Here is a 25,536-nt window from a genome sequence, read left to right as displayed (position 1 = left end):
AACTCCGGTCACACCTGAGCGCAACAGTTCCACACGTGTGGGTGACGAGGCGTAGTGCCGGTGTGACGTACCGTTCGCAACGTGATCGATCCGCACGCGCCCGCACCCCCAGGCGCGCCCCCTCCCTGGGGTGGCGTCCAGGGCCAGGCGCGGCTGCCCGTGCGCCAGGGCACCGGCCGGTTCCTCGTCCTCGCCGGCGTGTTCGTCTGTGCGGCGTGCGGACTCGTGTACGAACTCGAACTCGTCGCCCTCGCCTCGTACTTGATCGGCGACTCGGTCACCCAGGCCTCCGTGGTCCTCTCCGTCATGGTCTTCGCCATGGGTATCGGCTCCCTGGCCGCGAAGCGGCTGCGCCCCCGCGCCGCGGCCGGCTTCGGCGCGGTCGAGGCGGCGCTCGCCCTGGTCGGCGGCTACAGCGCGATAGCGCTGTACGCGGTGTTCGCGTGGACCGGTGACTGGGGCGGCGCATGGGGGGACGGCTCCCGCTACCTCCTCGTCGCCTTCTCCCTCACCATCGGCCTGCTGATCGGCGCCGAAGTCCCCCTCCTCATGGAGCTGATACAGCGCGTTCGCCGCCAGGACCCCGGCGGCGCGGTGGCGGACCTCTTCGCGGCGGACTACGTGGGCGCACTGGTCGGCGGCCTGGCCTTCCCCTTCCTCCTGCTGCCCTGGCTCGGCCAGTTGACCGGCGCGCTGCTCACCGGCGGGGTGAACGCGGTGGTCGGCGGCGCACTCGTACTCGGCCTGTTCCGCAGGGACCTGACCCGGCGCGCCCGTTGGACCCTGGTCGTCGCCAACCTCCTGGTCCTCGGCCTCCTCGCCTCGGCGGCGGTGCTGGTCGACGACTTCGAACGGGCGGCGCGGCACGCGGTGTTCGGGGCGGAGGTGCGGGTCGCGCTGCAGACGGGGGTCCAGGAGGTCGTCCTCACCGGCGGCACCCACGGCCACCCTCTCGACCTCTTCCTCGACGGCCGCCTCCGCGTCAGCGGCCGCGACGAGCGCCGCTACCACGAAGCCCTCGTCCACCCCGCGATGAACGGTCCCCACGCGCGCGTGCTCATCCTCGGCGGCGGCGACGGCCTCGCCGCCCGCGAGGTGCTGCGCTACCCCGGCGTACGCCATGTGGACGAGGTCGAACTCGACGCCGGAGTGGTCCGGCTGGCCCGCCAGGACCCGGCGCTCTCCCGCCTCAACGGGCACGCGTACGACGACCCGCGCGTCCACGTGACGACCGCGGACGCCTTCCACTGGCTGCGCGGCGCCCCCTCGACGTACGACGTGGTGATCTCCGACCTGCCCGACCCCGGTATCACGGCGAGCACGAAGCTGTACTCCCAGGAGTTCTACGGCCTGGTACGCCGTGTCCTGGCACCCGGCGGCCGTCTCGCCGTCCACGCGGGCCCCGTGGCGACCCGCCGCCGGGTCTTCTGGACGATCGACACGACGATCCGGACCGCCGGACTGCGCACCGCGCCCTACCGCGTGGGCGGTCGCGACTCCGGCTTCGCGGCCGGCCCCGACCGCACGGCGGGCGCGTCCCTCGCCCCGCACGACTGGGGATTCGTCCTGGCCTCCCGTGCGGAGACCTCCGGTACGTCGGTTACGGGTCCGTCCCTGGGCCTGGAGCCGGGCGGGCCGCGCCCGCGCACCCTCACCCCCGCCGCGCTGGCCGCGGACGCGCGTGCGGCCTCCCGCACCCGGATTCCCGGCATCCCGCCCTCCACGCTGGTGCATCCGCGGTACACCGACTGAGCCGGAGGCGGGGGAATCCCACCGGAATCCCGTCATACGCGGGTGCGGTCCGGGTCGTGCTGGGTAGGCTCGGCCGACATGGAGCATGAGGTGTACGTTCCGGTTCCGGCCGAGCGGCTGCGGGAGGCGCTGGGCGATTCCGCGCTGGTCGCCCGAGCGGTTCCCGGACTCCAGCAGGACGCGGGGACGCCGCCCGTCTCCGGGCGCCTGAAAGTCCGCTTCGGCGGCCACACGATCACCTATCGCGGCACGCTGTCCGTCGCCGCCCAGGAGGACGGTTCCTACGCCGTCGGGGGCGACGCGACCGAGGCCCGCGGCAGCGGTTCGGTGAAACTCGCGCTCGCCGTGCGGCTGGCTCCCGCCGAAGGCGGTACGACGGTCACCGTCGCCGGTACGGCGTCCGCCGACGGGCGGGTGGCGGAGCTGGCGCCGGAGGCCGTGTCCGCGGCCGTGGTGCGGCTTGTGGAGCGGTTCGTGGAGAACCTGGGGGCTGCGGCGGCAGCGGCGGCTTCCGCGTCGGTGCCCGAGGAGGAGCCGGGTGCGCCGGGTACGGGGGCTGCGCCCGCTCCCTCCGACTTCGACGCCGATATTCCAGCGCCGTCGGTCGAGGACGATCTCGTGGCCGAGGGGTTCGTCGGGGAGTTCGTGGACGAGGAGGAGGACGAGCCGGGTGCGGGGGATTCACTCGACTCCCTCGACTTGATCGACTCTCTCGATTCCCTCGACTCGATTGAGGAGGACTCCATCGCCGAGGCGGCGCATGCGCGTCGGACGATGATCGGCCGCAGCGCGGAGGAGGTCGACCACGCGCCACCTCGCGGGCGGTACGCCCCCGTCCCCGCGCCGGAGACCACCGCCGCCCGCGCCACCCTGCGGTGGGCGGCACCGGCCGCGGCTCTCGCCCTCGCGTCGGCGATTGTCGTGACGCGGGCGTTGCGCAAGCGGCGCTGAGGGCTGGGGTGGTTTTTCGCCCCCTCCGCCCCTGCCCGTCCCATCCTTCCGGGGCCACGCCCCGTTTCCGCCCGTCCGGCGTTTGAGGACGAGCGCGTTCAGCGCGATGCGGGGGTCTGGGGGCGGCAGCCCCCATGGGCAAGGGACGGGCAGGGGCGGAGGGAGCGAAAAAACACTTCCGGCCCCCGCCCCAGTAGGGTCAACTCCGTGAGTAACGAAGACATCACGCTGACCGCGGGTGACGCGGAGGTGACCGTGCTGCCGGGGAACGGCGGACGGGTCGGGAGTCTGCGGGTCGGCGGCGTCGAACTGCTACGGCAGGGCGAGCGGTTCGGGTGCTTCCCGATGGTCCCGTGGTGCGGAAGGATCCGCGACGGCCGCTTCCTGGACGGCGCCACCGTCCGGCAGATGCCGCTCAGCTCCCCACCGCACGCCATCCACGGCACCGCCCGCGACGCCGCCTGGCGCACCGCCCACACCACCAAGAACGAGACCGTGATCACGTACGACCTCGTCGCCCCCTGGCCCCACCCGGGCCGCGTCACCCAGGCGTTCGCCCTGACCGAGGACGCCCTCACGCTCAGCATGTCCGTGGAGGCGTACGACTCCTCCTTCCCCGCCCAGATCGGCTGGCACCCCTGGTTCAACCGGAACCTCGGAGAGGCGGACGTGCAGGTCGACTTCACTCCTGCCTGGCAGGAGGAGCGGGGCGAGGACCACCTCCCCACCGGACGGCGCATCGAGCCGCTCCCCAGCCCCTGGGACGACTGCTTCGGCATGCCCGACGGAGTCGACGTCACGCTCACCTGGCCGGGGCAGCTGGAGCTGAACATCGCCAGCCGCGAGGAGTGGGTCGTGGTGTACGACGAGCAGGAGGCGGCCGTGTGCGTCGAACCGCAGACCGGGCCGCCCAACGGGCTCAACACCCTCCCCCGCCTGGTCACCCCCATCGAGCCTCTGGAGGCGGCCACGACCTGGACTTGGCGGCGCCTCTAAGCTGGCTGCCATGAGTGACGTACGCGACGCGCTGTTGCAGCAGATCAAGGACAAGGCCGTGGTGCACGGCAAGGTGACCCTCTCCTCGGGTCTCGAGGCGGACTACTACGTGGACCTGCGCCGCGTCACGCTGGACGGCGAGGCCGCGCCGCTGGTCGGACAGGTGCTGCTCGACCTCACCGACGGACTCGACTTCGACGCGGTCGGCGGGCTCACCATGGGCGCCGACCCGGTGGCCACGGCCCTGCTGCACGCCGCTGCCGCGCGCGGAAAGCGCCTGGACGCCTTCGTCGTACGCAAGGCCGCCAAGGCGCACGGGATGCAGCGGCGCGTGGAGGGTCCGGAGATCGCGGGCCGGCGTGTACTCGTCGTCGAGGACACCTCCACCACCGGCGGCTCTCCGCTGGAGGCCGTGGCGGCGGTGCGCGAGGCCGGCGCCGAGGTCGTCGGCGTCGCGACCATCGTCGACCGTGCGACGGGCGCCGCCGAGAAGATCGAGGCGGAGGCCGGGGTGCCGTATCTCTTCGCGTACTCGAAGGACGAACTGGGCCTCGACTGAGCACCCCGCCCCCCTGCGCACGGCCCGGACCGCGGGTTATCCACAGGGTGGACACGATGTCTGGAGCATCTGGGCAAGTCTGGAAAGATGGGGACGACGATGACGTCACCCCCTAGGTCAGGGCCGTAAGCAGCAGAACGCCACCCGCATATACAAGGAGCGGACAGATGCCCATCGCAACCCCCGAGGTCTACGCCGAGATGCTCGACCGGGCGAAAGCAGGCAAGTTCGCCTACCCGGCCATCAACGTGACCTCGTCGCAGACCCTGCACGCTGCGCTGCGCGGCTTCGCGGAGGCGGAGAGCGACGGCATCATCCAGATGTCCACCGGTGGCGCCGAGTTCCTGGGCGGCCAGTACAACAAGGACATGGTGACCGGCGCCGTCGCGCTCGCCGAGTTCGCGCACATCGTCGCCGCCAAGTACGACATCACGGTCGCGCTGCACACGGACCACTGTCCCAAGGACAAGCTGGACACCTACGTCCGTCCGCTGCTCGACATCTCCGCCGAGCGCGTCGCCAAGGGCGAGAACCCGCTGTTCCAGTCACACATGTGGGACGGCTCGGCCGAGACCCTCGCCGACAACCTGGCCATCGGTCAGGAGCTGCTCGCGAAGGCCGCCGCCGCGAAGATCATCCTTGAGGTCGAGATCACCCCGACCGGTGGCGAGGAGGACGGCGTCTCGCACGAGATCAACGACTCCCTCTACACGACCGTCGACGACGCGCTGCGCACCGCCGAGGCCCTCGGCCTGGGCGAGAAGGGCCGCTACCTGCTCGCCGCGTCCTTCGGCAACGTGCACGGTGTCTACAAGCCGGGCAACGTCGTCCTGCGCCCCGAGCTCCTCAAGGACCTCCAGGAGGGTGTCGCCGCCAAGTACGGCAAGGCGAGCCCGTTCGACTTCGTCTTCCACGGCGGCTCCGGCTCCACGGCCGAGGAGATCGCCACCGCGCTGGAGAACGGCGTGGTGAAGATGAACCTCGACACCGACACGCAGTACGCCTTCACGCGCCCCGTCGTGGACCACATGTTCCGCAACTACGACGCGGTCCTGAAGGTCGACGGCGAGGTCGGCACCAAGTCGAAGTACGACCCGCGCACCTGGGGCAAGGCCGCCGAGGCGGGCATGGCCGAGCGCGTGACCGAGGCGTGTGCGGCGCTGCGCTCCACGGGCACCAAGCTGAAGTAACCGCGGATCGAATGCGAATTCGGGCTCGGCACCTGCTCGGTGCCGGGCCCTTCCGTATGCTCCGAAGTATGGCTGCCACCCCGAAGGATCCGCAGTCTCCGCAGTCTTCACAAGATCCGAAGTCGCCGCAGTCTCCGCCGGGGAAACCGGCGGAACCGGGCGTCAGGATCTCCAGTCCCACGGGCAAGTGGATCCTGCTGACCACCGTCCTCGGTTCCAGCATGGCCATGCTGGACTCGACGGTCGTCAACGTCGCGCTGCCGCGCATCGGCCGTGACCTGGACGCGGACCTCGCGGCCCTCCAGTGGACCGTGAACGCCTACACGCTGACCCTGGCCGGGCTCATCCTGCTGGGCGGCTCGCTCGGGGACCGCTTCGGACGGCGGAAGGTCTTCGTCATCGGAGTGGTGTGGTTCGCCGTCGCCTCGCTGCTGTGTGGACTGGCCCCCAGTGGGGGAGTCCTGATCGCGGCCCGTGCGCTGCAGGGTATCGGCGGGGCGCTCCTCACCCCCGGTTCGCTCTCGCTGATCCAGGCCTCCTTCCACCCCGACGACCGGGCCAGGGCCGTCGGCCTGTGGTCGGGGTTCGGCGGTGTCGGTGCGGCGGTCGGGCCGTTCCTGGGCGGCTGGCTGGTGGACGGTCCCGGCTGGCGCTGGGTGTTCCTGCTGAACATCCCGGTGGCGCTGGTGTGCGTGCCGATCGCCCTGCGCCATGTCCCCGAGTCCGCGGACGGACGTACCCACCGGGGCTTCGACGTACTGGGCGCGGCCCTCGGCGCGCTGTCGCTGGCACTGGTGACGTACGCACTGATCGAGGCCCGCAGCGGTTCCGTGCTCGTGTGGGTGACGGCGGTCGCGGGCGTGGCTGCGGGGGTGGCCTTCGTGTACGTCGAGCGGGGCCGCCGCGATCCGATGATGCCGCTGGACATCTTCGCGTCGCGCCAGTTCACGGCGGTCAACGCCGTCACGCTGTGCGTGTACGCGGCCTTCAGCGGCTTCTTCTTCCTGGCCGCACTCCAGCTCCAGGTCGTGGCGGGTTACTCGGCCCTCGGCGCCGGTACGGCGCTGCTGCCCACGACCGTCCTCATGCTGCTGTTCTCCGCCCGCTCGGGCGAGCTCGCCCAGCGCATCGGGCCACGGATTCCGCTCACGGTGGGACCGCTGCTGTGTGCGGCGGGGATGCTGCTGATGCTGCGGGTGGGCGAGGGCGCCTCGTACGTCGCCGATGTGCTTCCCGCGCTGGTGGTCATGGGCCTGGGCATGGTGGCGCTGGTCGCGCCGCTGACCGCCACGGTTCTTGCCTCCGTGGACACCGGGCGGGCGGGGCTCGCCAGCGGCATCAACAACGCGGCGGCCCGCGCGGCGGGGCTCATCGCCGTGGCCGCGCTGCCGTTGCTCGCCGGCATGGGATCGGAGGCGTACCGGTCGGCGGACGCCTTCGACTCCGCGTTCCGGCGTGCGATGCCGATGTGTGCCGGGGTGCTTGTCCTCGGCGCGCTGCTCGCCTTCGCGACCGTGCGCCGGCCGGCCCCGGACTGCCGTCGCCCGGAGTGCCGGACGCATGGGTGGGTTACGGCTCCGCCGTTGGAGGCGGGTAGGCGGGGGTGAGGGTGGTTTTTCGCCCCCGCCCGTCCTGTTTCTGGGGGCTGCCGCCCCCAGGCCCCCGCTGTCGGCCTGGACGGCCTCGTCCTCAAATGCCGGACGGGCTGGAGATTTTCAGCCCCTCCGGCGTTTGAGGGGTGGGGGTTTGGGGGCGGGGCCCCCAAGGGACGGGAATGGGTAAGGGCGGAGGGGGCGAAAAACCTCCGGGCATCGAGGGCACGACCCGCGCCCGGGAATGCCGCAGACTGGAGCCCATGACGATTCACGAGAACCTCCTCGGGGGACCGCCCCCGACCCACCTCCCTGATGACCCCGAGCCCCGCGAGCTCCTCGCGAACGGCACGGCCCCCGCAGACGTCGCCGCCAAGTACCCCACCTCCTCCCTCGCCTGGGCGCAGCTCGCCGACGAGGCGTACGAGCGCGGCAGCGTCGTCGAGTCGTACGCCTACGCCCGTACCGGCTACCACCGAGGCCTGGACTCCCTGCGCCGCAGCGGCTGGAAGGGCCACGGCCCGGTCCCCTGGGAGCACGAGCCGAACCGCGGCTTCCTGCGCGCCCTCCATGGCCTCGCCCGCGCCGCACAGGCGATCGGCGAGCAGGAGGAGTACGAGCGCTGCAGCCAGTTCCTGAAGGACTCCTCCCCGACGGCGGCGCACACGCTGGGCTAGCGCGACCGCGTTTGTGCAGGTCCGCCTGGTGTGACCAGGCGGGCCTTGCGTTTTCGGGGGACGATTGCGGAGGATGCCGGTGGGGACCGGGGCCCCCGTGTCGGAATCGGCAGGGGCGGACCGCTACCCGGAGTACGCATCAGGAGACAGCGATGTCGTCCCAGCAGGCTCAGCCCGCAGAGGCCCATCCCGCCGAGATCCGTCTCACCGAGGCCCCTCTCACCGGGGCCCCTCTCGCAGAGGCTCAGGAGCCCGAGACCCCGCATCTCGACTTCCAGGGGACCACCCCGTACGAGGACTACGTACAGGCGGATGTCCTCACCCACCTCCAGCAGACCCGCTCCGACGACCCCGGAGAGATGGTCTTCCTGGTGACCACCCAGGTCATGGAGCTGTGGTTCACGGTCATCGTCCATGAGTGGGAGACGGCGGCGAAGGCGCTCCGCGAGGACCGGGTGCCGGTCGCGGTGGCCGCGCTGAAGCGGTCCGTACGGGAGCTGGAGGCGCTGAACGCGTCCTGGCGGCCCCTCGCACAGCTCACGCCGGCCCAGTTCAACTCCTACCGCGCCGCCCTCGGCGAGGGCTCCGGCTTCCAGTCCGCGATGTACCGCCGGATGGAGTTCCTGCTCGGCGAGAAGTCCGCGTCCATGCTGGTCCCGCACCGGGGCGCACCGCGCGTCCACGCGGAGCTGGAGAAGGCGCTGCACGAACCGAGCCTGTACGACGAGGTGTTGGGGCTGCTGGCGCGGCGCGGGCATGCGATCCCGGCGTCGGTGCTCACACGCGATGTGTCCTTGCGCTACGAGTCCTCGCCGGAGGTGGAGGAGGTGTGGACGTCGCTGTACGCGGGCGACGAGGACGCCGAACTCGCCCGTCTCGGCGAGGCGTTGACGGATGTCGCCGAGCTCGTGTGGCGCTGGCGCAACGACCACCTTGTCGCCACGCGCCGTGCGATGGGCGCGAAGACGGGCACGGGCGGCTCCGCCGGGGTCGCCTGGCTGGAGAAGCGGGCGCAGAAGAACGTGTTCCCGGAGCTGTGGACGGCGAGGTCCCATGTCTGAGCCGCGGAGCAGGGCTGAGGGGCTGGGCTCCGCCGACGTACCGGCCGGGCTGCGCGGTATCGCTGAGGGGCTGGGCTCCGCAGAGGAACTGAACAAGCTGCGGAGCAGGGCCGAAGAGCTCGACTCCGCCGACGAACTGGCCGGGCTGCGTGAGCGGTTCGTCCTCGACGACGTGGTGTACCTGGACGGGAACTCGCTCGGCGCGCTGCCCGCGAACGTACCGGGCCACCTCGACGACGTCGTACGCCGTCAGTGGGGCGAGTTGCGGATCCGGTCCTGGGACGAGAGCGGCTGGTGGACGGCGCCGGAGCGGATCGGTGACCGGATCGGGCGGCTGGTCGGGGCGGCGCCCGGCCAGATCGTGGTGGGCGACTCCACAAGTGTCAACGTCTTCAAGGCGGTTGTGGGCGCCGTGCGGCTGGCCGGGGACGACCGGGACGAGATCCTGGTCGACGCGACGACGTTCCCGACGGACGGCTACATCGCCCAGTCGGCCGCGCGTCTGACGGGCCGCACGCTGCGTCCCGTCGCGCCGGGCGAGGTGGTGGACGCGCTGGGCCCCCGTACGGCGGCGGTCCTGCTGAACCACGTCGACTACCGCACCGGCCGGCTGCACGACCTCCCGTCGCTGACCTCCGCGATCCACGCCGCGGGCGCCCTCGCCGTCTGGGACCTGTGCCACAGCGCGGGCGCCCTGCCGGTGGGCCTCGACGCCCACGGGGTCGACCTGGCGGTCGGCTGCACCTACAAGTACCTGAACGGCGGCCCGGGTTCACCGGCGTACCTCTATGTGCGCGAAGAACTGCAGGACCGCTTCGACTCCCCTCTCCCGGGCTGGAACTCGCACGCCGACCCCTTCGGCATGGATCCGTCGTACGCCCCGGCCCCGGGCGCGTTGCGGGGCCGGGTCGGCACCCCGGACATCCTGTCCATGCTGGCCCTTGAGGCGGCCCTGGAGGTGTGGGAGGGCCTCTCCATCGACGCCGTACGCGCCAAGTCCCTCGCCCTGACGGACTTCTTCCTGGAGTGCGTCGCGGCGTACGTTCCCGAAGGCCGGGTGCAGCCCCTGACGCCGTCCGCGCACGCGGAGCGCGGGAGCCAGGTGGCACTGCGGTGCGCGGACGCGGGCGAGGTCATGAAGGGCCTGATCGAGCGGGGGGTCGTCGGCGACTTCCGGCACCCGGACGTCCTTCGGTTCGGTTTCACTCCCTTGTACGTCGGCTTCGCGGATGTGGAGCGGGCGGCGAGGGTGCTCGCGGGGGTCCTGGGATGACCCACCGGTCACAGGAACGGTGACCGGTTCACAGGAACGGTGACCGGTTCACAGGAGCAGTGACGGTTTCACAGGAACCGCGAGGCGAACTGGGTGAGTCCGGTGACGGCGGCGAGTACGGCGGTCACGCTGCCGGCTCCCGCCGTCAGGGAGTCCAGCAGACTGCGTACGACGGTCCGGTTGGGCTGCGGATCCTGAAGCTGGCTGCCCAGCTCCCGCGTGAACTTGCTCAGCCGCTCGGCGTCGGGGAGGGCGGCGGCGCCGCCGTGACGGTTGCGGTTGCGGTTGCGGCTGCGGAAGTCGCGGACGTCGGTGACGGTGGAGGCGCTGGGGCTGGGGCTGGGCCGGGGGCCGGGGGCCGGGGGCGCCCGTCTGGGGGATCAGGCGGGTGTCGGGCTCGTCGGCGGGATTTCGGAACGTCAACCACATGGACCCGAACCGCAGTTGGTCGCCCTCGGACAGCCTGACCGGGCGGCCCGGTTCGATGCGGACTCCGCTGTGCGGGACTCCGTTGCGCAGGACGCCGTTGCTCGACGCGAGGTCGTTCAGCCAGACCCCGTCGCTGCCCTGCCGCAGCTCGGCATGGGGCTTGCTCACGTCCGGCGCCGTCAGCCTGATGTCACCGAACCGTCCGATGATGTGCGAGTCCCGCGTCAGCTTCCACCGCGTGCCCGCGTGCCCGCGAGGTGCGCGGGCACGGTCACGACGAGGTAGGGCGGGTCAACACCTGCCCCAGGTGATCTTGGTGCTCCGGGTGCGCTCGGTGCCCCCGGTTGTTCTCGGTGCTCCCGGTGTTCTCGGTGTTCCCGGCATGGAACATCACTCCCCCGTACCGCAGCCCCGTCCGGGTGTACCGCGGTCCCGTTCCGGCTCACCGCCCTCAGGCGTCACGAATGTCACGAAATAGCCGAGTTGGGTCCATGCTCCTGGTGCGCGGGCGCGCCCCGCAATCCGCAGTTTTGGGGATTGCGGGGTGGATGTGTGGCGTAGTAAGTGGCCTCTCCGTGGGTCACTCGGCGGTGACGTACACCCCGGCCACGGCTGCGGCGACGGCGGCTTCTGCCGCGCGGTCGGCGGCGGCCGGGTCCGGGGCGACCCCCGTGGTGAGCAGGGTGTAGTAGAGCGGCGCCGACACCGCGCGCACGACCAGTGCGGAGTCGGTACCCGGCGGCAACTCCCCCCGGGCCACGCCCTGTTCGACGCAGGGCGCCCACTCCGAGACCCGGACGTCGTAGAACCGCCGCAATGCCTCCGCCGTACGCCCGTCGCCCGCCGCCGCGGCGATGACCGCCCGGAACAGCGCCCCCTGCCGGGGATCGGCGAGCGTCCGCCGTACCAGTGCGGCATTGGCGCGCAGGTCGCCCAGCACCGACCCGGTCTCCGAACGGGGCAGCGACTGCTCCGCCATGTCGCTCAGCAGATCGGCGACCAGCCCGGTCACGGACCCCCACCGCCGGTACACCGTGGTCTTGCCCACCTCGGCCCGCCGTGCCACATCGGCGAGGTCGAGATGCGCGAAACCCTGCTCGGCGAGTACGTCACCCGCGGCGCGCAGTACGGCCGCACGGACGCGGGCGGTGCGACCTCCGGGGCGTACGGTGCCGGGTTCGGCCGGTTCGGTGGGTTCAGCGGGTTCAGCGGGTTCGGTGGGCTCGACGGGTTCGGCCGGTTCGGTGGGCTCCGCGGGCACGGCGGGTTCGGCGGACATGGCGGACTCCCTCATGGACATGGTCGCTGCCCGCCAGCGTAACGAAACAGCAGAACCGTTTGGCCTTTACCGACAGTGACATCCCCGTGTCGACGCACGTCACGGGCCTGATAGCGTCCCCGCCAACGGCCGAATTCCCCCCTGGTCCGCCAAATCCGTTTCACCGCTGAGAGGTTGGAGCATGCAGGACGACGCCGCAGCCCGGGACGACGCCGGGCACGCGGGAGCAGGCGACGCCGCCGCGAGCCGCGAGGTGGCCGTGAGTCGCGAGGTGGCCGTGAGCCGCGACGCCGCGGAAGAGGCGTCCGCCTTCTCGCACCCGCCCGTCGACCCCGACGTCACCGTTGCGTACGGCGACCATCCCGACCAGGTGATCGACCTCTACGCCCCGCGCGAGCCCGATCCCGCCGTCCTCGCCCCCCTCGTGGTCGTCCTGCACGGCGGCGCCTGGCGTGCCCCGTACGACCGCCAACACATCACCCCGTTCGTGGACTTCCTGGCCCGCCGCGGTTTCGCCGTGGCCAACGTCGAGTACCGCCGGGGTGGTGCGGTACCCGGGCAGGGTGGCACGGTTCCGGCGCAGGGCGGTGCGGTCCCGGCGCGCGGGAGTGAAGTACCCACGCAGGGCGGTGCGGTCCCCGCTCAGAGTGACGACGCTCCGGTCGCCGGCCGCTGGCCGGACACGTTCGACGACGTGGCGGCCGCGCTCGACGCCCTGCCCGAGCTCGTACGGGAGAAACTGCCGCAGGCCGACCCGCGCCGCATCGTGGTCACGGGCCACTCGGCGGGCGGCCATCTCGCCCTCTGGGTCTCGGCCCGGCACCTCCTGCCGGCCGACGCCCCCTGGTACACGGACCGCCCGGCCCCCCTGCGCGGAGTCGTCGCCCTCGCCCCGATCGCCGACTTCCGGGTCGCCGAGAAACTCGACGTGTGCGGTGGGGCGGCGCGCCAACTCCTCGGCGGGGAAGGCAGGTTCGCGGAACGCCTGCCGTACGCCGATCCCGCGCACCTTCTCCCCACCGGCATCGCCACGACCCTCGTACAGGGCCGTACCGACATCGTCGTCCCGCAGGCGGTCGCCGAGTCGTACGCCGACGCGGCCGCGAAGGCGGGCGAGGTCGTGGGCCTGACGCTCCTTGAGGACGTCGGGCACTTTCCGCTGATCGATCCGGCGGCGGACGCGTGCGCGGTGGTGGCCGAGGAGATCGCCCAACTGGCTTGGTGACGGATGGCATGAGCCATCCACGTGCCAAAATCGAGCCCCAGTAGTCGCAGCAAGCCCCAGCAAGCCCCAGCAAGTCGCCCTAAGTCGCAGCGAGTCGCAGCAAGCCCCCGGGATAACTGCACGGCACGCGTTTGGCTGCCCGGTCATACCCCTAATACCTGAGAGCTACCTCCCAAGTGAGCTCCCTGGCGGGACGCCGACGACAGGTGATGATCCGTAACTTCCCATCCAGTGGCGCCTGATGAGCGGGCGTACGGGGAGGGGAGATCGGCATGAGGTTCGAGGCAAAGGAGAGTATGGCGGGCAGAGGGGTATCGCCTGCGGGGGCGGAGTCGGAGTTAGGGCTGGAGTCGGAGCTAGGACCGGGGCCGGGGTCGGAGTCGATGTCGATGTCCGTGCCTGTCGTGGTGCCGGTGGTGCCGGTGGTGCCGGTGGTGGCGAGGCCGACGCCCGGTGGGCGTGCCGGACGAGTGGTCCGGCGGCTGCGCCGCACCCTGCTCGCAGCGCTGGTCATGGGTGCCGTCGTCCTCCCCGTGGCCGCCGCGGCTGCCCGGCCGCGGATCCCCGCCCCGGCGCCCGCGGCGCTCGCCCCCGTGACGGCATCGACGCTGGACGAGGCGTACGCGGCCAATGCTGCGAACGCCGCGGAGGCGGCCCGTATGGCCGCGGACCGTGGCGACAGCACCCGAGCCGCCGCGGACCGGGCCATGGCCGACTCCTCCCGCCACTTCCTCTCCTTCGACGGCCGGGGCCCGGGCCAGGCCGTCGAGGTGTTCGGCGACCTCGCCGAGGCGGACCGCGTCGCGATCCTGGTCCCGGGCTCCGACACAACGCTGGAGACGTACGACCGGTTCCGCGCCGGAGCCCTCGCCCTGCACGAGCGCCTCGGCCCGCGTACGGCCGTCGTCGCCTGGCTCGGCTATGAGGCACCCCGCACGGTGAGCACCACGGTGCTGACCGCAGACCGAGCCGACGCCGCGGCCCCGCGCCTGAAAGGGTTCATACGGGAACTGCGGGGCGTCGTCGGCGAGAAGACGGCCGTCTCTCTGCTCTGCCACTCCTACGGCACGGTGGTCTGCGGACGTGCGGCGCAGGGCCTGGACGTGGACGACATCGTGCTCGTCGGCAGCCCGGGCACCGGCGTGGACTCGGTCGCGGCACTGCACACGTTCGCCCGCGTCTGGGCTGCCCGCGGCGCCGACGACTGGATAGCGGGCGTCCCGCAGATGCGCGCCGACCTCTTCGGCACGATCATCGGTTTCGGCACCGACCCGGTCTCTCCGGACTACGGCGCCCACGTCTTCGCGGCGGGCAGCGTCGGCCACAGCGACTACTTCACACCGGGCTCGGTGTCCCTGGACAACCTCGCCCGAATCGTCCTCGGCGACACCTTGGAGGTAACCCGTGCGTGAGTCACACCCGGCGCACTCGTCACACCCGGCGGACTTGTTGAATCCCGCGCACTTGTTGCATCCATCGAACCCATCGCATCCATCGAACCCGTCGCATCCATCGAACCCGTCGAACCCGTCGTACCCGCACGTCATGCGAACTGCCGGGCCCGGCACCGGTATACGGGCGGCGGCGGCAGCGCACGGCATCAGCACCGGCGCCCGTCGCCGTCGCATCGACGAGGCGACCCCCGTTGAGCGGGACCGCGCTGTCGACGCCCTGCGTGCCCTCGCGATCGTCGGTGTCGTACTCGGCCACTGGCTGGTGACGGCCCTGGTCGCGGACGGCGGCGCGCTGCGCGCGGCGGGCCCGTTGCAGCACATGCCCTGGCTGGCCCCCATCTCCTGGGCTTTCCAGACGCTCGCCGTGTTCTTCCTGGTGGGCGGCCATGTGGCCACCAAGGGCTACGCGTCGGCGCGGGCCCGTGGCACGACGTACGGACAGTGGCTGCGGGCCCGCCTGGCCCGCCTCTTCAAACCGGCGGCGGTGGTGCTGGCCCTCTGGACGGTGGCCGCGGCCTGCCTGCTTGCATCGGGCACGGACTTCGAGACGGTCCATACGCTGGTGAAGCTGGCGCTGTCCCCGCTCTGGTTCCTCCTGGTCTTCGCGGGACTGACCGCGGCGACGCCCCTGTTGACGCGGCTCAACCCGCTGTGGCCGCTGGCCGTCGTTCTCCATGTGGATCTCATTCGCTTCGGATTCGGCGGTCCGGCCTGGCTCGGCTGGGTGAACGTCGCGGCGGGCTGGCTGGTGCCGTTCACGCTGGGCGCGGCCTGGACGCGCGGTGAGCTGGACAGTCGGCGCGCCGGTTGGGTGCTGTTCGGCTGCGGGGCGGCGGCGACCGTGGGGCTGGTGATGGGGGCGGGATATCCGGTGTCGATGGTCGGCGTCCCGGGCGCCGCGGTCTCCAACCTGGACCCGCCGACGCTGGCCGTCGTCACCTTCGGGCTGGCCCAGTGCGGTCTCGCCCTACTGCTGAGGGGGCCGCTGCGCCGGTGGATGAGGCGCCCTGCGGCCTGGGCTGCGGTGGCACTCGCCAATCTCTCCGCGATGACGATATTTCTGTGGCACCAGACCTCCCTGATGGCGGTCACCGCCCTGGGCCTCCTCGCGGGTCGGCTCCCCGGCCTGCACACCGTCCCCGACAACCTCGACTGGGTGGCGGCCCGTCTCGCCTGGCTCCCCGTCTTCGCCCTCGCCCTCGCCGTCTGCTGCTCCGCCTTTCGTATCTACGAACAGGGCCCCCGCCGCCGCACCGGCGGACCCTCCCGAGTCGTCCGCGTCCACCGCCGCCCTTGCTCCGCCGGAGTGAAGTCGGTTCCCCGTGCCTAGGGTTGACCCCGTGGACGGGGCAATCGACAACGGCATCACGCGCGACGAAGACTCCGCCCCGCCACCTCCCTCGATCGAGCAGGTGGTCGCGCAACGACTCCGCGCAATGCTGCGGATCTTGTTGGAGGACGGGGGAAACGTCGCCCGGCTGCCGTTGCCGCCGCTGTCGCGGCCCCGGCGGCTGCGGTGGTTCCCGCATGTCGTGGTCATCGTGGCCGCGGTCGTCGCGAGCGTCGCCAACACGGACCAGATGACCACCGGCTACGGCGTGAGCCCGGAGCTTGGTGTGCTGACCGCGCTGGCCCAGGGCATCGGCGTGGTGCTCGTGCTGTGGCGGCCCGTTCCGGCCTGGTGGCTCTCGCTGGTCGCCACGTTCGTGGCCGCCGAGGCCGCACGCCCCGGCCTGACCCTGAACCCGGCGGGCAACCATCACGAGAGCGACGTCTCCTGGCCATGGGGTGGGCCCGGCATCATCGCCCACGCGATCGTGCTGTTCCTGCTCGCTCTACGGGTGCCCACCCGGGTGGCCCTGGAGGCACTGGCCTTCACCGCGTTGCTGACGTACGTCTTCCAGGGACTGCTCGGTGCCGTGTCGTACTCCTCGACGGGCGTGCCGGCGGTCCTCGTCTTCGCCGCCGTCGTCCTCCTCGGCACCGCCCTCCATGGCCGCCGCGAGGCCCGCAACCAGCTCGTCGAGCAGGCCTCGCTGACCGCCGAAGAGCGGGCCCGCCGCACGCTGTTGGAGGAGCGCAGCCGTATCGCGCGCGAGCTGCACGACGTGGTTGCCCACCACATGTCGGTGATCTCCATCCAGGCCCAGGTCGCCCCGCACCTCGTCGAGAACCCGCCACAGGAGCTCAGGGAGAACCTGGAGGGAATCAGACAGAACGCCCTGGAGGCACTCACCGAGCTGCGCCGCGTCCTCGGCGTCCTGCGCTCGGAGAACCCGGAGGACCCGTACGGCCTCGGGGCCGGCACCGGCGCCACCCCGAACTCCCCGCAGCCCACGCTCGACCGCCTCGACGCCCTCGTCGAGAACACCCGTGCCGCCGGACTGGCAGTGACCACCGAGATCACCGGCGAGCAACTCCCCCTCCCGCCAGGTGTGGAACTGTCCGCCTACCGGATCATCCAGGAGGCCCTCAGCAACGCCCTGCGGCACGCTCCCGGTTCGGTGGTCCGCGTCGAGCTCTGCCACTTCCCCCGTGGACTCCAGGTACGGGTCATCAACTCCAGACCCGAGCGCCCGGCGCCGCCGTCACCGGGCGCGGGCCACGGTCTGCTCGGCATGCGCGAGCGCGCCGCGATGCTCGGCGGCACCCTCATGACCTCGGAGACCTCGCACGGCGGCTTCGTGGTGGCGGCCTTCCTGCCTCGCGGCGACGGCGCGAATCCCGACGGCGTGAACCCTGACGGCGCGAATCCCGACGCCGTGAATCCCGACGCCGCGAACCCTGACGCCTCCGCCGACGCCAACTCCACAGCCACCACGGCCGTCGCGAAGTCCACAGCCACCACGGCTATCGCGAAGTCCACAGCCACCACGGTCATAGCGAAGTCCTCAGGCACCAGGGCCGTCGCGGCCGCCACAGCCATCCCGAACTCCACGGGTACTTCAGGCACCACAGGCATTGCATGCGGCACCACAGACACCACAGACGCCACAGGCGGCACCGCATGCGGCGCCACAAGCACCACAGGTTCCACAGACTTCGCAGGAGAAGAGAACCCATGACGAGCAGCGGCACCATTCGCGTACTGATCGCCGACGACCAGCAGATGGTCCGGCAGGGCTTCACCGTGCTGCTCAACACCCAGCCCGACATCGAGGTGGTCGGCCAGGCGGTCGACGGCCTGGACGCGATTGCCCAGGTCGCCGAACTCACCCCGGACGTCGTCCTGATGGACATCCGCATGCCCGAGCTCGGCGGCATCGACGCCACCAGACGCATCACCGACGAGACACCCCGGATCAAGGTGCTGGTGCTCACCACCTTCGACCTCGACGAGTACGTGTACGACGCCCTGCGCGCCGGTGCCTCCGGGTTCCTGCTCAAGGACGCGTCCGCGGACCAGCTCGCCGAGGCGGTACGCGTGGTCGCGGCCGGCGACGCCCTGCTCGCGCCCGGGATCACCCGCCGCCTCATCGCCGAGTTCTCCCGGCTCGACTCCACACCCCGCTCCCCCCTCAAACAGCGCGTGGGCGAGTTGACCGAGCGCGAGACGGAGGTCCTCGCCCACATCGCCCAAGGCCTGTCGAACGCGGAGATCGCCGAGCGCCTCGTCGTCGCCGAACAGACCGTGAAAACCCACGTGGGCCGCATCCTGGTAAAGCTCGGCCTGCGCGACCGCACCCAGGCGGCGGTTTTCGCCTACGAGTCAGGACTGGTACGCCCGTCCGGCTATTGAGCCGCGACTGTCCAGCCCGCCATCCCTTCAGCTCCCCTCTGCCTCCGAGGCTCCCCTCCGCCTCCTCCGCTCCCCACAGCTCCCCTCCGCTCTCCTCCGTCGTACGGACTGCGGCGATACCCGTAGTACCTGAGACGGACCCCGAAGGACCCTCCTCCCTGGTGACGACCGCGACCCCGCAGTCGGCCTACCTTTTCAATGTGACCGAGACGACCCAGACGCAGATGACGCCGCCGGGCGGGGCAAAGCCGCGCAGCCCGGAGTTCCGGCTGGCCGCGGACGCCCTGCGCGGGCTGCGGCAGGACCTGTTCCATGACGCCTTCGCCTACCGTCCGCTGCCGCGGATGCGGGTGGACGGCCCGCTCACCCGACGGCTGCCCGCGGGCATACGGAAGTACGCGGCCTGGACCCCGCACGCCGTGGTGGCGGCGGCCGGACTGTTCGCGATGACCGTCGCGAACGCCGCCACCGCCGGCAGCGGCAACATAGTGACGCTGGTGTGCGCACTCCTCGCCCTGCTCCCGGTCCTGCTGACGCTGGTCCGGCCGGTCGGTGCCTTCTGGTTCTCGTTCGCGGCGACGCCGGTCGCCGCGGTGTTCGGCGACAGCTGGAGCGACTGGCCGTGGCCGACAGGCAGCTTCGCCACCCACCTGGTGGTGCTGACGGTCGTGGCGCTACGGACGAGGCCGCGCACCGCCGCGTGGATGTGGACGCTGACCGCGTTGTACGGGATCGTCGCCGAGACCTTCTTCCACGGGGGTTACTACATCGGCACCAACACCGTGCCGCTGCTCTTCGTCTCCGCCGTGGCTCTCCTGGTCGTCACCGTCCTTCATGTACGCCGGGATGCCCAGCAGGAGGTGACCGCCCACCAGTCGGAGACGGCGCACGAGCGTTCCCGGCGCACCCTTCTCGAAGAGCGCACGACGATCGCCCGCGAGCTGCACGATGTGGTCGCCCACCACATGTCGGTGGTAGCGATCCAGGCCGAGGCCGCCCCCTACCGGGTGGAGAACCCGCCGCCCGAGCTGGAGCAGGCCTTCGTCACGATCCGGGAGAACGCGGTGGCGGCCCTGACCGAGCTGCGCCGCGTGCTCGGTGTCGTCCGGGCGGAGGACTACGAGGCGCCGGACGCCCCCCAGCCCACCCTCGCCGACCTCGACGCGCTCCTCGCCAATGTGCGGGACGCGGGCCTGACCGTCGACAAGTTGGTCACCGGCGCGGTGCGCGGGCTCCCGCAGGGCGTCGAGCTGTCGGCGTACCGCATAGTCCAGGAGGCCCTCAGCAACGCCCTGCGGCACGCGCCGGGCGCGGCGGCCCGCGTCGAGATCGGCTACGTCCTCGGCGGGCTCGGCCTGCGCATAGTCAACGGCCCCGCACCGAAGACGAGCCTGGCGAAGTCGACACACGGCGCGGGGCACGGCATCACCGGCATGCGCGAGCGCGTCACGATGCTGGACGGCGAGATGACGGCGGGCGAGACGGACGACGGGGGATATGAGGTGGCGGTGTTCCTGCCGGTACCCGCCGCGGAGGAGTCCTCATGACAGGCGGCGCTCCCATCCGCGTCCTGATCGCCGATGACCAGGTGATGATCCGCGAGGGCTTCTCCGTGCTGCTCGGCGCCATGCCCGACATCGAGGTGGTGGGCGAGGCGGTCAACGGCCGGGACGCGGTCGAGCGGGTCCGCGAGCTCGCCCCGGACGTGGTGCTGATGGACATCCGGATGCCGGAGATGAACGGGATCGAGGCGACCCGGGAGATCGTCGCGGCGGACGGCGCCGCGAAGGTGCTGGTCCTGACGACGTTCGACCTCGACGAGTACGTGTACCAGGCGCTGCGGGCGGGAGCCTCGGGCTTCCTCCTCAAGGACGCCTCGGCACGCCAGCTCGCCGACGGGGTGCGGGTGGTGGCGGCCGGGGAGGCGCTGCTCGCTCCCTCCGTGACCAGACGGTTGATCACCGAGTTCTCCAAGCTCGCGGACGCGCCCAGGCTCTCGGCCACGGCGCAGGCGGCGTACGGCGAACTCACCGACCGGGAGACGGAGGTGCTCGTCCTGATCGCGCAGGGCCTGTCGAACGCGGAGATCGCGACGAGGCTGTTCGTCGCCGAGTCCACGATCAAGACTCATGTGAGCCGGATCCTGGTGAAGCTGGGCCTTCGGGACCGTACGCAGGCGGCGGTGTTCGCGTACGAGGCACGGCTGGTCACGCCCAGGTGAGCAGGGGGTGGGCGCGGTGGTCCGATAGGGGCGGTCCGTGGAGACGCCCCTGGTCAGGGAGGGGCGGGTCGGGCTAGCGTCCGTTCATGGCAGCTTTGCAGACTCCGCAGGCCTTCGACCCGTGGGACCCGGCGTTCTTGGCGGACCCGTACCCCGTGTACGAGGAACTGCGTGCCCTTGGCCGGGTGCAGTACTTCGAGCCCACGAAGCAGTGGGTGGTCCCGCATCACGCGGACGTGTCGGCGCTGCTGCGGGACCGCCGCCTCGGCCGGACCTACCAGCACCGTTTCACGCACGAGGATTTCGGACGCGCGGCGCCGCGGCCCGAGCACGAGCCGTTCCACGTGCTCAACGACAACGGGATGCTCGACCTGGAGCCGCCGGACCACACGCGGATCCGGCGGCTGGTGTCGAAGGCGTTCACGCCGCGCACGGTGGAGCAGCTCAGGCCGTATGTGGACCGGCTGGCCGGCGAGTTGGTCAGCGGGCTGGTCGCGGCGGGCGGCGGGGACCTGCTCACGGATGTCGCCGAGCCGCTGCCGGTCTCGGTGATCGCCGAGATGCTGGGGATCCCGGAGTCCGACCGGGCGCCGTTGCGGCCGTGGTCGGCGGACATCTGCGGGATGTACGAGATGAACCCGTCGCAGGAGACGGCGGCGAAGGCGGTCCGGGCCTCGGAGGAGTTCACGGAGTATCTCCTTGGGCTGATCGAGGCCCGCCGCAAGGAACCGGGCGAGGATCTGATCTCGGGCCTGATCGCCGCGTACGAGGACGGGGAGCGGCTGACGGAACAGGAGATGATCTCGACCTGCGTCCTGCTCCTGAACGCCGGGCACGAGGCGACCGTCAACGCCACGGTGAACGGCTGGTGGGCCCTCTTCCGCAACCCCGGTCAGCTCGCCGCCCTCCGCGGCGACCACTCGCTGGTTCCCACGGCCGTGGAGGAACTGATGCGGTACGACACCCCGTTGCAGCTCTTCGAGCGCTGGGTGCTCGACGACATCGAGATCGACGGTACGACCATCCCCCGCGGCTCCGAGATCGCCATGCTCTTCGGCTCCGCCAACCACGACCCGGCCGTCTTCGCCGCCCCGGAGGAGCTGGACCTCTCCCGCGCGGACAACCCGCACATCTCCTTCAGCGCGGGCATCCACTACTGCATCGGTGCGCCGCTTGCCCGTCTGGAACTGACGGCTTCCCTGCGTGCGCTGCTGGACCAGGCCCCGACCCTCACCCTCGCCGCCGAGCCGCAGCGCAAGCCAGCCTTTGTGATCCGGGGGCTGGAGGGACTCAGCGTCGCGCTCTGACCCGTCGGCCGAGGGCCCAGAGTCCCAGTGAGGCGGCCACCCCGCCCAGAACCATCAACGGCAGTTCCGCGTAGACCACACTCCAGTCGGGCCCCTGCTCGAACCGCCGGAACCGCCCCTGGAAGCCGATGGTCCACACCGCCAGCCCCGCGCCCGCGCCGACGACGGCGATCAGACATCCGCCGGCGGCCTGCATCCGTTGCCCCATGCCTGTCACGGACGTGGCGCGGAGGCTCGGGGTTCCCGTGGCGCCGCTGCCTTGTGTCCCTGTGTGAACTACTTGAGTCCCCAGGGGTGTTGCACTGCCCAGCGCTGGGGGCGCGGCTTCCGCCCAACTGCTGCGGCGCCTCCGGAACGGCAGTCATCGGGGCGTGACGCTCTCGATCAGGGCCCGCGCCTCGCGCAACGCCTTGCGCAGCTCGGCCGCGGTGGCGCAGTCCCTGCCGTGGTGTCGGCAGTCACCGGTGCATGTCTTCACATGACTGAGCCACGCGAGCCACTCCCGCTCCTCCGGCGCGTCCGACACCCGCACGCTGTCCTTCGCTTCACTCATGCCTTGGCCGCCATCCGCCCGGGGACCACTCCTCGCCCATGGCTTCGCGCACGTACGGGCGGACCGGGTCGGCGTCGGCGTCGTCGGCGTCGCCCCAGCCGCGTTGCCACGGCTCGGGCGGGAGCCAAGCTTCAACGCGCGGGTTCGGCACGGGCCCCACGTACGGGTCCGGGGTCCGTACGGGCTGGGCGACGTTGTGCGGATCCGACGTCGCGTGTCCGACCGGCCTGCGCGGCTGAAAGGGAAGCAACGCGCCCAGCAGGGCGACCATGCACAGGATGGCGTTCTGCAATGCCGACAACTCCGGTCCGGCCGTTGACAGAGCCACTGACACAGCCTCTGACACAGCCACTCAACTGCTGCCTTCTAGGCAGGGTTTCTCCGCAATGGCGAACCTGGCCCACACGCACTTCGCGTACGGCTGTTGCCTGTGCCCCCACGCGTCGGCCAACCGCCCGACGAGGACCAGGCCGCGCCCGCCCTCGCCGTCCGGGCCGTGGTCGCGGGCCTGCGGAAGCCTGTCCCTGTCGGGGTCCGAGACTTCGAGGACCAGGTCAGGACCCTGCACGGAGAGCGTGACCTCGATCCGGGCGAGCGTCACACGGCAGTGGGCCACGGCATTGGTGACGAGTTCGTTCGCCGACACGGTGACGCTGTCGGCGAGTTCGCCGGTGAGTCCCCAGTCGGCGAGGGTTCGGCGTACGTGCTGCCGTGCGGTTGGAACGTGTCGTCTGTGTTTGGGGATGTGGAAGGTGGCGGTGGGCATGGCGGTTTTCCCTCCTGACGGGCAGTCAAGACGGCGCCGGGTGTGGGCGCGTGACTTTGAGGCTAGGGGCGCAAGAGGGAAAACCGCAACCAGTAAATTCGCATACATGCTGTCGTACAAATGTGCTGTACTTGCCTTGCTCTACAGTGGGCTTGCGAAGGAGAGAGGTGTGCGATGCCCGCAGGGGGACGACCGACCGTGCGCAGCAGGCGACTTGGCGCAGCGCTCAGGAGGTACCGGCTGTTCGCCAAGCTCGACCAGCCGCAGGCAGCCGAGGTGATCGCGGCACATCAGACCAGGGTCAGCCGCATCGAGACCGGACATGTCATCGCCCGCCCCATCGAGATCCGGGCGATGCTGCAGGCGTACGGCGTCGACGAGCCCGAAGTCCGCGAGAAACTGGAGGCGTTGGCCAAACAGTCGAACCGGCGCGGCTGGTGGCTCGAGCATGCCGAACACCTGCGGCCGGACTACCTCGACCACATCGCGTTGGAGGACGACGCGACGTACATCCGCGAGTGGCAGCCGGTTCTGGTCCCGGGGCTCCTTCAGACTCCGGCCTACGCGGAGGCGATCATTACGGAGGGCCCCAACTACGTTGCTCCTGAACGGGTTGCCCAGTTGGTGAAGGTGCGCGAAGGACGACAGGCGAAGATCGAGGAAGGTGGGGCCGCGTACACCGCCATCCTCTGGGAAGCGGTCATCGCGCACCCGTTGGTGAGCGTCGGGATTCACCGGGACCAGCTATCCGCGATCCTTGAGGTCGGGAAGCGGAAGAACGTCACGGTTCAGGTGCTGCCGTTCAGCGCGGGCGCGGTGGCGGGTTCGACGTACGCCTTCTCCTCCTTCAGCTTCGAATCCGAGCCGACCGTAGAGGCCGTAACCATGGAGAACCTGCGGGGTACTTCGGTACTTGAGGCCCCCGAGGATCTTGCCGCTTACGCCAACGCGTACGACCAACTACGATCGGCAGCCATGGCACCGGACGCCAGTGCGCGACTCATCCGCAGCGCACTGTGAAGTAGCAAGGAAGCCCCATCGTGACCGAGGTCATAAGCACCTTCCGCAAGTCCTCGTACTCCGGGCAGGAAGGCAACTGCCTCGAGGTCGCCGCCACAGCAACCGGCGGCCGTGCCGTACGCGACAGCAAGGCGCAGGCCGGGCCGTTGCTCGCGGTCTCCCGCGAGAGCTGGCGGGCATTCGTCACGGGCGCGCAGGCCGGTGAGTTCGGCCACTGATTGGCAGATCTGTCCCGGACATGTGGGCCGTGAACAGGCGTTACCGCGGCTGCCGTTGGTACACATCTGCCAATCCGCAACGGCATGGGCACCCGCGTCGACGCGGAGCGTCGACGGCAGGGCGTCGACGGCCTGGTGCCGGTCACCACGACCTGGGGCCGGGCCCTGGCCAAGACCGACGGCGATGCGTTGGAGGATGCCTCCCGTGTACGCACTGGCAGGTCGCCCCGCGCGATGGCAAACCGGCTCATCGCAGAAGAGGGTGTAGTCGGTGTCTGTCGGTGTCTGTCGGTTTCGAGGTCGCCGGCACGGATTTTTGCGCTCGGCTGCGCTCCTGTCCGGGCGCGACGAGACGTGCGCCGGGGAACGAGCTATGCACCGTCGTTGCCATCGCGCAGGGAATGGATCATGCTCTGCAGGATCCGGAACGCGCCTGACTGCTCGGCCTCGGTCATGCCGGCCAGCATTCTGACCTCGACGGACCGGACAGCTACGGTCGCCTTCTCCAGGCTCCGTCGGCCGCGAGGCGTGAGCCGCGTGGGAAGAACCTTCCCGACGGGTGCCTCCGCAGGCCTGGTCACGTAGCCCTCTCGTTCCAGGGCCTGGAGCAGCACGTTCATCGACTGCCGTGTCACGAACGCGCCCCGCGCGAGGTCGGAGTTCGACAAGCCCGGTCGTTGAGCCAGCAGCTCGAGGCAGGAGTAGTGCGTCACGCTCATCCCGAGCGGCCGCAGCACCTCCTCCATGGCTGCGCGGAGGACGCTCGACGCCTCTTTCAGCAGGTAGCCCAGTGACCTCTCCAGGTCTACACCGTCTTGATTCATGTCAGCATTCTGACATAGATTGACCTGTGTCAGAAAGCTGACACGAAGAGAAGGAGCATCATCATGCCTGCCACCGGCCCCGACTTCATCTCGCTCCAGGCGCGCGACCTCGACGCCTCGCAGGCGTTCTACGAGCAGTACCTAGGCCTCGTCCGCTCGCAGGCCGGACCTCCGCACGCCGTCGTCTTCGAGACGAAGCCGATCGCGTTCGCACTTCGCGACGTCGTTCCCGGCACCGATCTCGCATCCGTTGCCCAGCCCGGCATCGGGGCCGCGATCTGGCTCCACGCCACAGACGTCCAGGCCATTCACGATGCTCTCGTCGCCGACGGTCACACGATCGTCTCCGCACCGATCGACGGCCCCTTCGGTCGGACCTTCACCTTCGCCGACCCCGACGGCTACCAGGTCACTCTCCACGACCGCGCCTGATCGGCGAGGCGGGAAGCC

27 protein-coding genes are annotated in these 25,536 nt (G+C 70.8%); 20 read left to right on the top strand and 7 right to left on the bottom strand.

The features are described 5' to 3' along the window. Positions 1-81 precede the first annotated feature (81 nt). The 9 genes from ACFWP7_RS15055 (at position 82) to kynU (ending at position 10,051) form a co-directional block, all read left to right on the top strand. Positions 82-1,752 (top strand): polyamine aminopropyltransferase, encoded by a 1,671-nt coding sequence (locus ACFWP7_RS15055; RefSeq protein WP_384381434.1) that lies wholly within the window; start codon positions 82-84, stop codon positions 1,750-1,752. Between the two features lie 78 nt (positions 1,753-1,830). Then, positions 1,831-2,703 carry an SRPBCC family protein gene (locus ACFWP7_RS15050; RefSeq protein WP_384381432.1) on the top strand — a complete coding sequence of 291 codons (873 nt, stop codon included), beginning with the start codon at positions 1,831-1,833 and terminating at the stop codon, positions 2,701-2,703. Positions 2,704-2,910: 207 nt separating this feature from the next. Continuing rightward, the gene (locus ACFWP7_RS15045) at positions 2,911-3,699 is read left to right on the top strand and encodes an aldose 1-epimerase (protein ID WP_384381430.1); all 789 of its coding nucleotides are present in this window, start codon (positions 2,911-2,913) and stop codon (positions 3,697-3,699) included. Positions 3,700-3,709: 10 nt separating this feature from the next. Further along, positions 3,710-4,258, top strand: coding sequence for an orotate phosphoribosyltransferase (pyrE, locus tag ACFWP7_RS15040; protein ID WP_384381428.1), 549 nt, complete (start codon positions 3,710-3,712; stop codon positions 4,256-4,258). A 167-nt stretch (positions 4,259-4,425) separates the two neighbouring features. Beyond that, positions 4,426-5,448, top strand: coding sequence for a class II fructose-bisphosphate aldolase (gene fbaA, locus ACFWP7_RS15035; protein ID WP_384381426.1), 1,023 nt, complete (start codon positions 4,426-4,428; stop codon positions 5,446-5,448). A 68-nt stretch (positions 5,449-5,516) separates the two neighbouring features. After that, positions 5,517-7,055, top strand: a complete 1,539-nt coding sequence (locus ACFWP7_RS15030; RefSeq protein WP_384381424.1) for an MFS transporter — start codon at positions 5,517-5,519, stop codon at positions 7,053-7,055. Positions 7,056-7,303: 248 nt separating this feature from the next. After that, complete coding sequence (locus ACFWP7_RS15025) at positions 7,304-7,717, top strand: DUF3151 domain-containing protein (protein ID WP_384381422.1); 414 nt, start codon at positions 7,304-7,306, stop codon at positions 7,715-7,717. Positions 7,718-7,869: 152 nt separating this feature from the next. Then, complete coding sequence (locus ACFWP7_RS15020; RefSeq protein WP_384381420.1) at positions 7,870-8,778, top strand: tryptophan 2,3-dioxygenase family protein; 909 nt, start codon at positions 7,870-7,872, stop codon at positions 8,776-8,778. Then, entirely contained in the window at positions 8,771-10,051 is a 1,281-nt protein-coding gene (gene kynU, locus ACFWP7_RS15015; RefSeq protein WP_384381418.1) for a kynureninase, read from the top strand. Before ACFWP7_RS15020 ends, kynU begins: the two co-directional genes overlap by 8 nt. Before the next feature lie 48 nt (positions 10,052-10,099). Here kynU and ACFWP7_RS15010 read toward each other — a convergent pair whose 3' ends face one another. Continuing rightward, on the bottom strand, positions 10,100-10,687 hold the full coding sequence (locus ACFWP7_RS15010; RefSeq protein ID WP_384381559.1) for an FHA domain-containing protein: 588 nt from the start codon (positions 10,685-10,687) through the stop codon (positions 10,100-10,102). Positions 10,688-11,060: 373 nt separating this feature from the next. Further along, complete coding sequence (locus tag ACFWP7_RS15005; protein WP_384381416.1) at positions 11,061-11,759, bottom strand: TetR/AcrR family transcriptional regulator; 699 nt, start codon at positions 11,757-11,759, stop codon at positions 11,061-11,063. A gap of 181 nt (positions 11,760-11,940) precedes the next feature. Between ACFWP7_RS15005 and ACFWP7_RS15000 the strand changes: the two genes are divergently transcribed. From ACFWP7_RS15000 to ACFWP7_RS14965, 8 genes are all read left to right on the top strand, one after another. Then, a complete protein-coding gene (locus ACFWP7_RS15000; RefSeq protein WP_384381414.1) occupies positions 11,941-12,984 on the top strand; it encodes an alpha/beta hydrolase in 1,044 nt (347 codons plus the stop codon). Positions 12,985-13,496: 512 nt separating this feature from the next. After that, the gene (locus ACFWP7_RS14995; RefSeq protein WP_384381557.1) at positions 13,497-14,396 is read left to right on the top strand and encodes an alpha/beta hydrolase; all 900 of its coding nucleotides are present in this window, start codon (positions 13,497-13,499) and stop codon (positions 14,394-14,396) included. Positions 14,397-14,529: 133 nt separating this feature from the next. Beyond that, positions 14,530-15,768 carry an acyltransferase gene (locus ACFWP7_RS14990; protein WP_384381412.1) on the top strand — a complete coding sequence of 413 codons (1,239 nt, stop codon included), beginning with the start codon at positions 14,530-14,532 and terminating at the stop codon, positions 15,766-15,768. A 10-nt stretch (positions 15,769-15,778) separates the two neighbouring features. Next, a complete protein-coding gene (locus tag ACFWP7_RS14985) occupies positions 15,779-17,503 on the top strand; it encodes a sensor histidine kinase (RefSeq protein ID WP_384381410.1) in 1,725 nt (574 codons plus the stop codon). After that, positions 17,500-18,177 (top strand): response regulator, encoded by a 678-nt coding sequence (locus tag ACFWP7_RS14980; protein WP_384381408.1) that lies wholly within the window; start codon positions 17,500-17,502, stop codon positions 18,175-18,177. Before ACFWP7_RS14985 ends, ACFWP7_RS14980 begins: the two co-directional genes overlap by 4 nt. Positions 18,178-18,377: 200 nt before the next feature. After that, on the top strand, positions 18,378-19,724 hold the full coding sequence (locus ACFWP7_RS14975) for a sensor histidine kinase (protein WP_384381406.1): 1,347 nt from the start codon (positions 18,378-18,380) through the stop codon (positions 19,722-19,724). Then, complete coding sequence (locus ACFWP7_RS14970; protein WP_384381404.1) at positions 19,721-20,398, top strand: response regulator; 678 nt, start codon at positions 19,721-19,723, stop codon at positions 20,396-20,398. The genes ACFWP7_RS14975 and ACFWP7_RS14970 overlap by 4 nt, the downstream gene beginning before the upstream one ends. Positions 20,399-20,484: 86 nt before the next feature. After that, complete coding sequence (locus ACFWP7_RS14965; protein WP_384381402.1) at positions 20,485-21,705, top strand: cytochrome P450; 1,221 nt, start codon at positions 20,485-20,487, stop codon at positions 21,703-21,705. On the opposite strand, the gene ACFWP7_RS14960 is transcribed toward ACFWP7_RS14965, so the two are convergent. From ACFWP7_RS14960 to ACFWP7_RS14945, 4 genes are all read right to left on the bottom strand, one after another. Further along, a complete protein-coding gene (locus tag ACFWP7_RS14960) occupies positions 21,689-21,913 on the bottom strand; it encodes a hypothetical protein (RefSeq protein ID WP_384381400.1) in 225 nt (74 codons plus the stop codon). The two genes, ACFWP7_RS14965 and ACFWP7_RS14960, sit on opposite strands and share 17 nt — an antisense overlap. A 153-nt stretch (positions 21,914-22,066) precedes the next feature. After that, entirely contained in the window at positions 22,067-22,258 is a 192-nt protein-coding gene (locus ACFWP7_RS14955) for a hypothetical protein (protein WP_384381398.1), read from the bottom strand. Continuing rightward, positions 22,251-22,586, bottom strand: a complete 336-nt coding sequence (locus tag ACFWP7_RS14950; protein WP_384381396.1) for a hypothetical protein — start codon at positions 22,584-22,586, stop codon at positions 22,251-22,253. Before ACFWP7_RS14950 ends, ACFWP7_RS14955 begins: the two co-directional genes overlap by 8 nt. A gap of 24 nt (positions 22,587-22,610) precedes the next feature. Then, positions 22,611-23,024, bottom strand: a complete 414-nt coding sequence (locus ACFWP7_RS14945; protein ID WP_384381394.1) for an ATP-binding protein — start codon at positions 23,022-23,024, stop codon at positions 22,611-22,613. A 174-nt stretch (positions 23,025-23,198) separates the two neighbouring features. On the opposite strand from ACFWP7_RS14945, the gene ACFWP7_RS14940 reads away from it, so the two are divergent. Further along, positions 23,199-24,044, top strand: coding sequence for a helix-turn-helix domain-containing protein (locus tag ACFWP7_RS14940; protein WP_384381392.1), 846 nt, complete (start codon positions 23,199-23,201; stop codon positions 24,042-24,044). Positions 24,045-24,064: 20 nt separating this feature from the next. Further along, complete coding sequence (locus ACFWP7_RS14935) at positions 24,065-24,262, top strand: DUF397 domain-containing protein (RefSeq protein WP_384381390.1); 198 nt, start codon at positions 24,065-24,067, stop codon at positions 24,260-24,262. Positions 24,263-24,633: 371 nt separating this feature from the next. On the opposite strand, the gene ACFWP7_RS14930 is transcribed toward ACFWP7_RS14935, so the two are convergent. Further along, a complete protein-coding gene (locus ACFWP7_RS14930; protein WP_384381387.1) occupies positions 24,634-25,086 on the bottom strand; it encodes a MarR family winged helix-turn-helix transcriptional regulator in 453 nt (150 codons plus the stop codon). Positions 25,087-25,149: 63 nt separating this feature from the next. On the opposite strand from ACFWP7_RS14930, the gene ACFWP7_RS14925 reads away from it, so the two are divergent. Beyond that, positions 25,150-25,518, top strand: coding sequence for a VOC family protein (locus tag ACFWP7_RS14925; protein ID WP_020549970.1), 369 nt, complete (start codon positions 25,150-25,152; stop codon positions 25,516-25,518). The last annotated feature ends 18 nt before the right edge of the window (positions 25,519-25,536 follow it).

This window comes from Streptomyces sp. NPDC058470, from assembly GCF_042721055.1.
Classification (GTDB): Bacteria; Actinomycetota; Actinomycetes; order Streptomycetales; family Streptomycetaceae; genus Streptomyces.
This window is presented reverse-complemented; position numbering and strand designations above follow the sequence as displayed.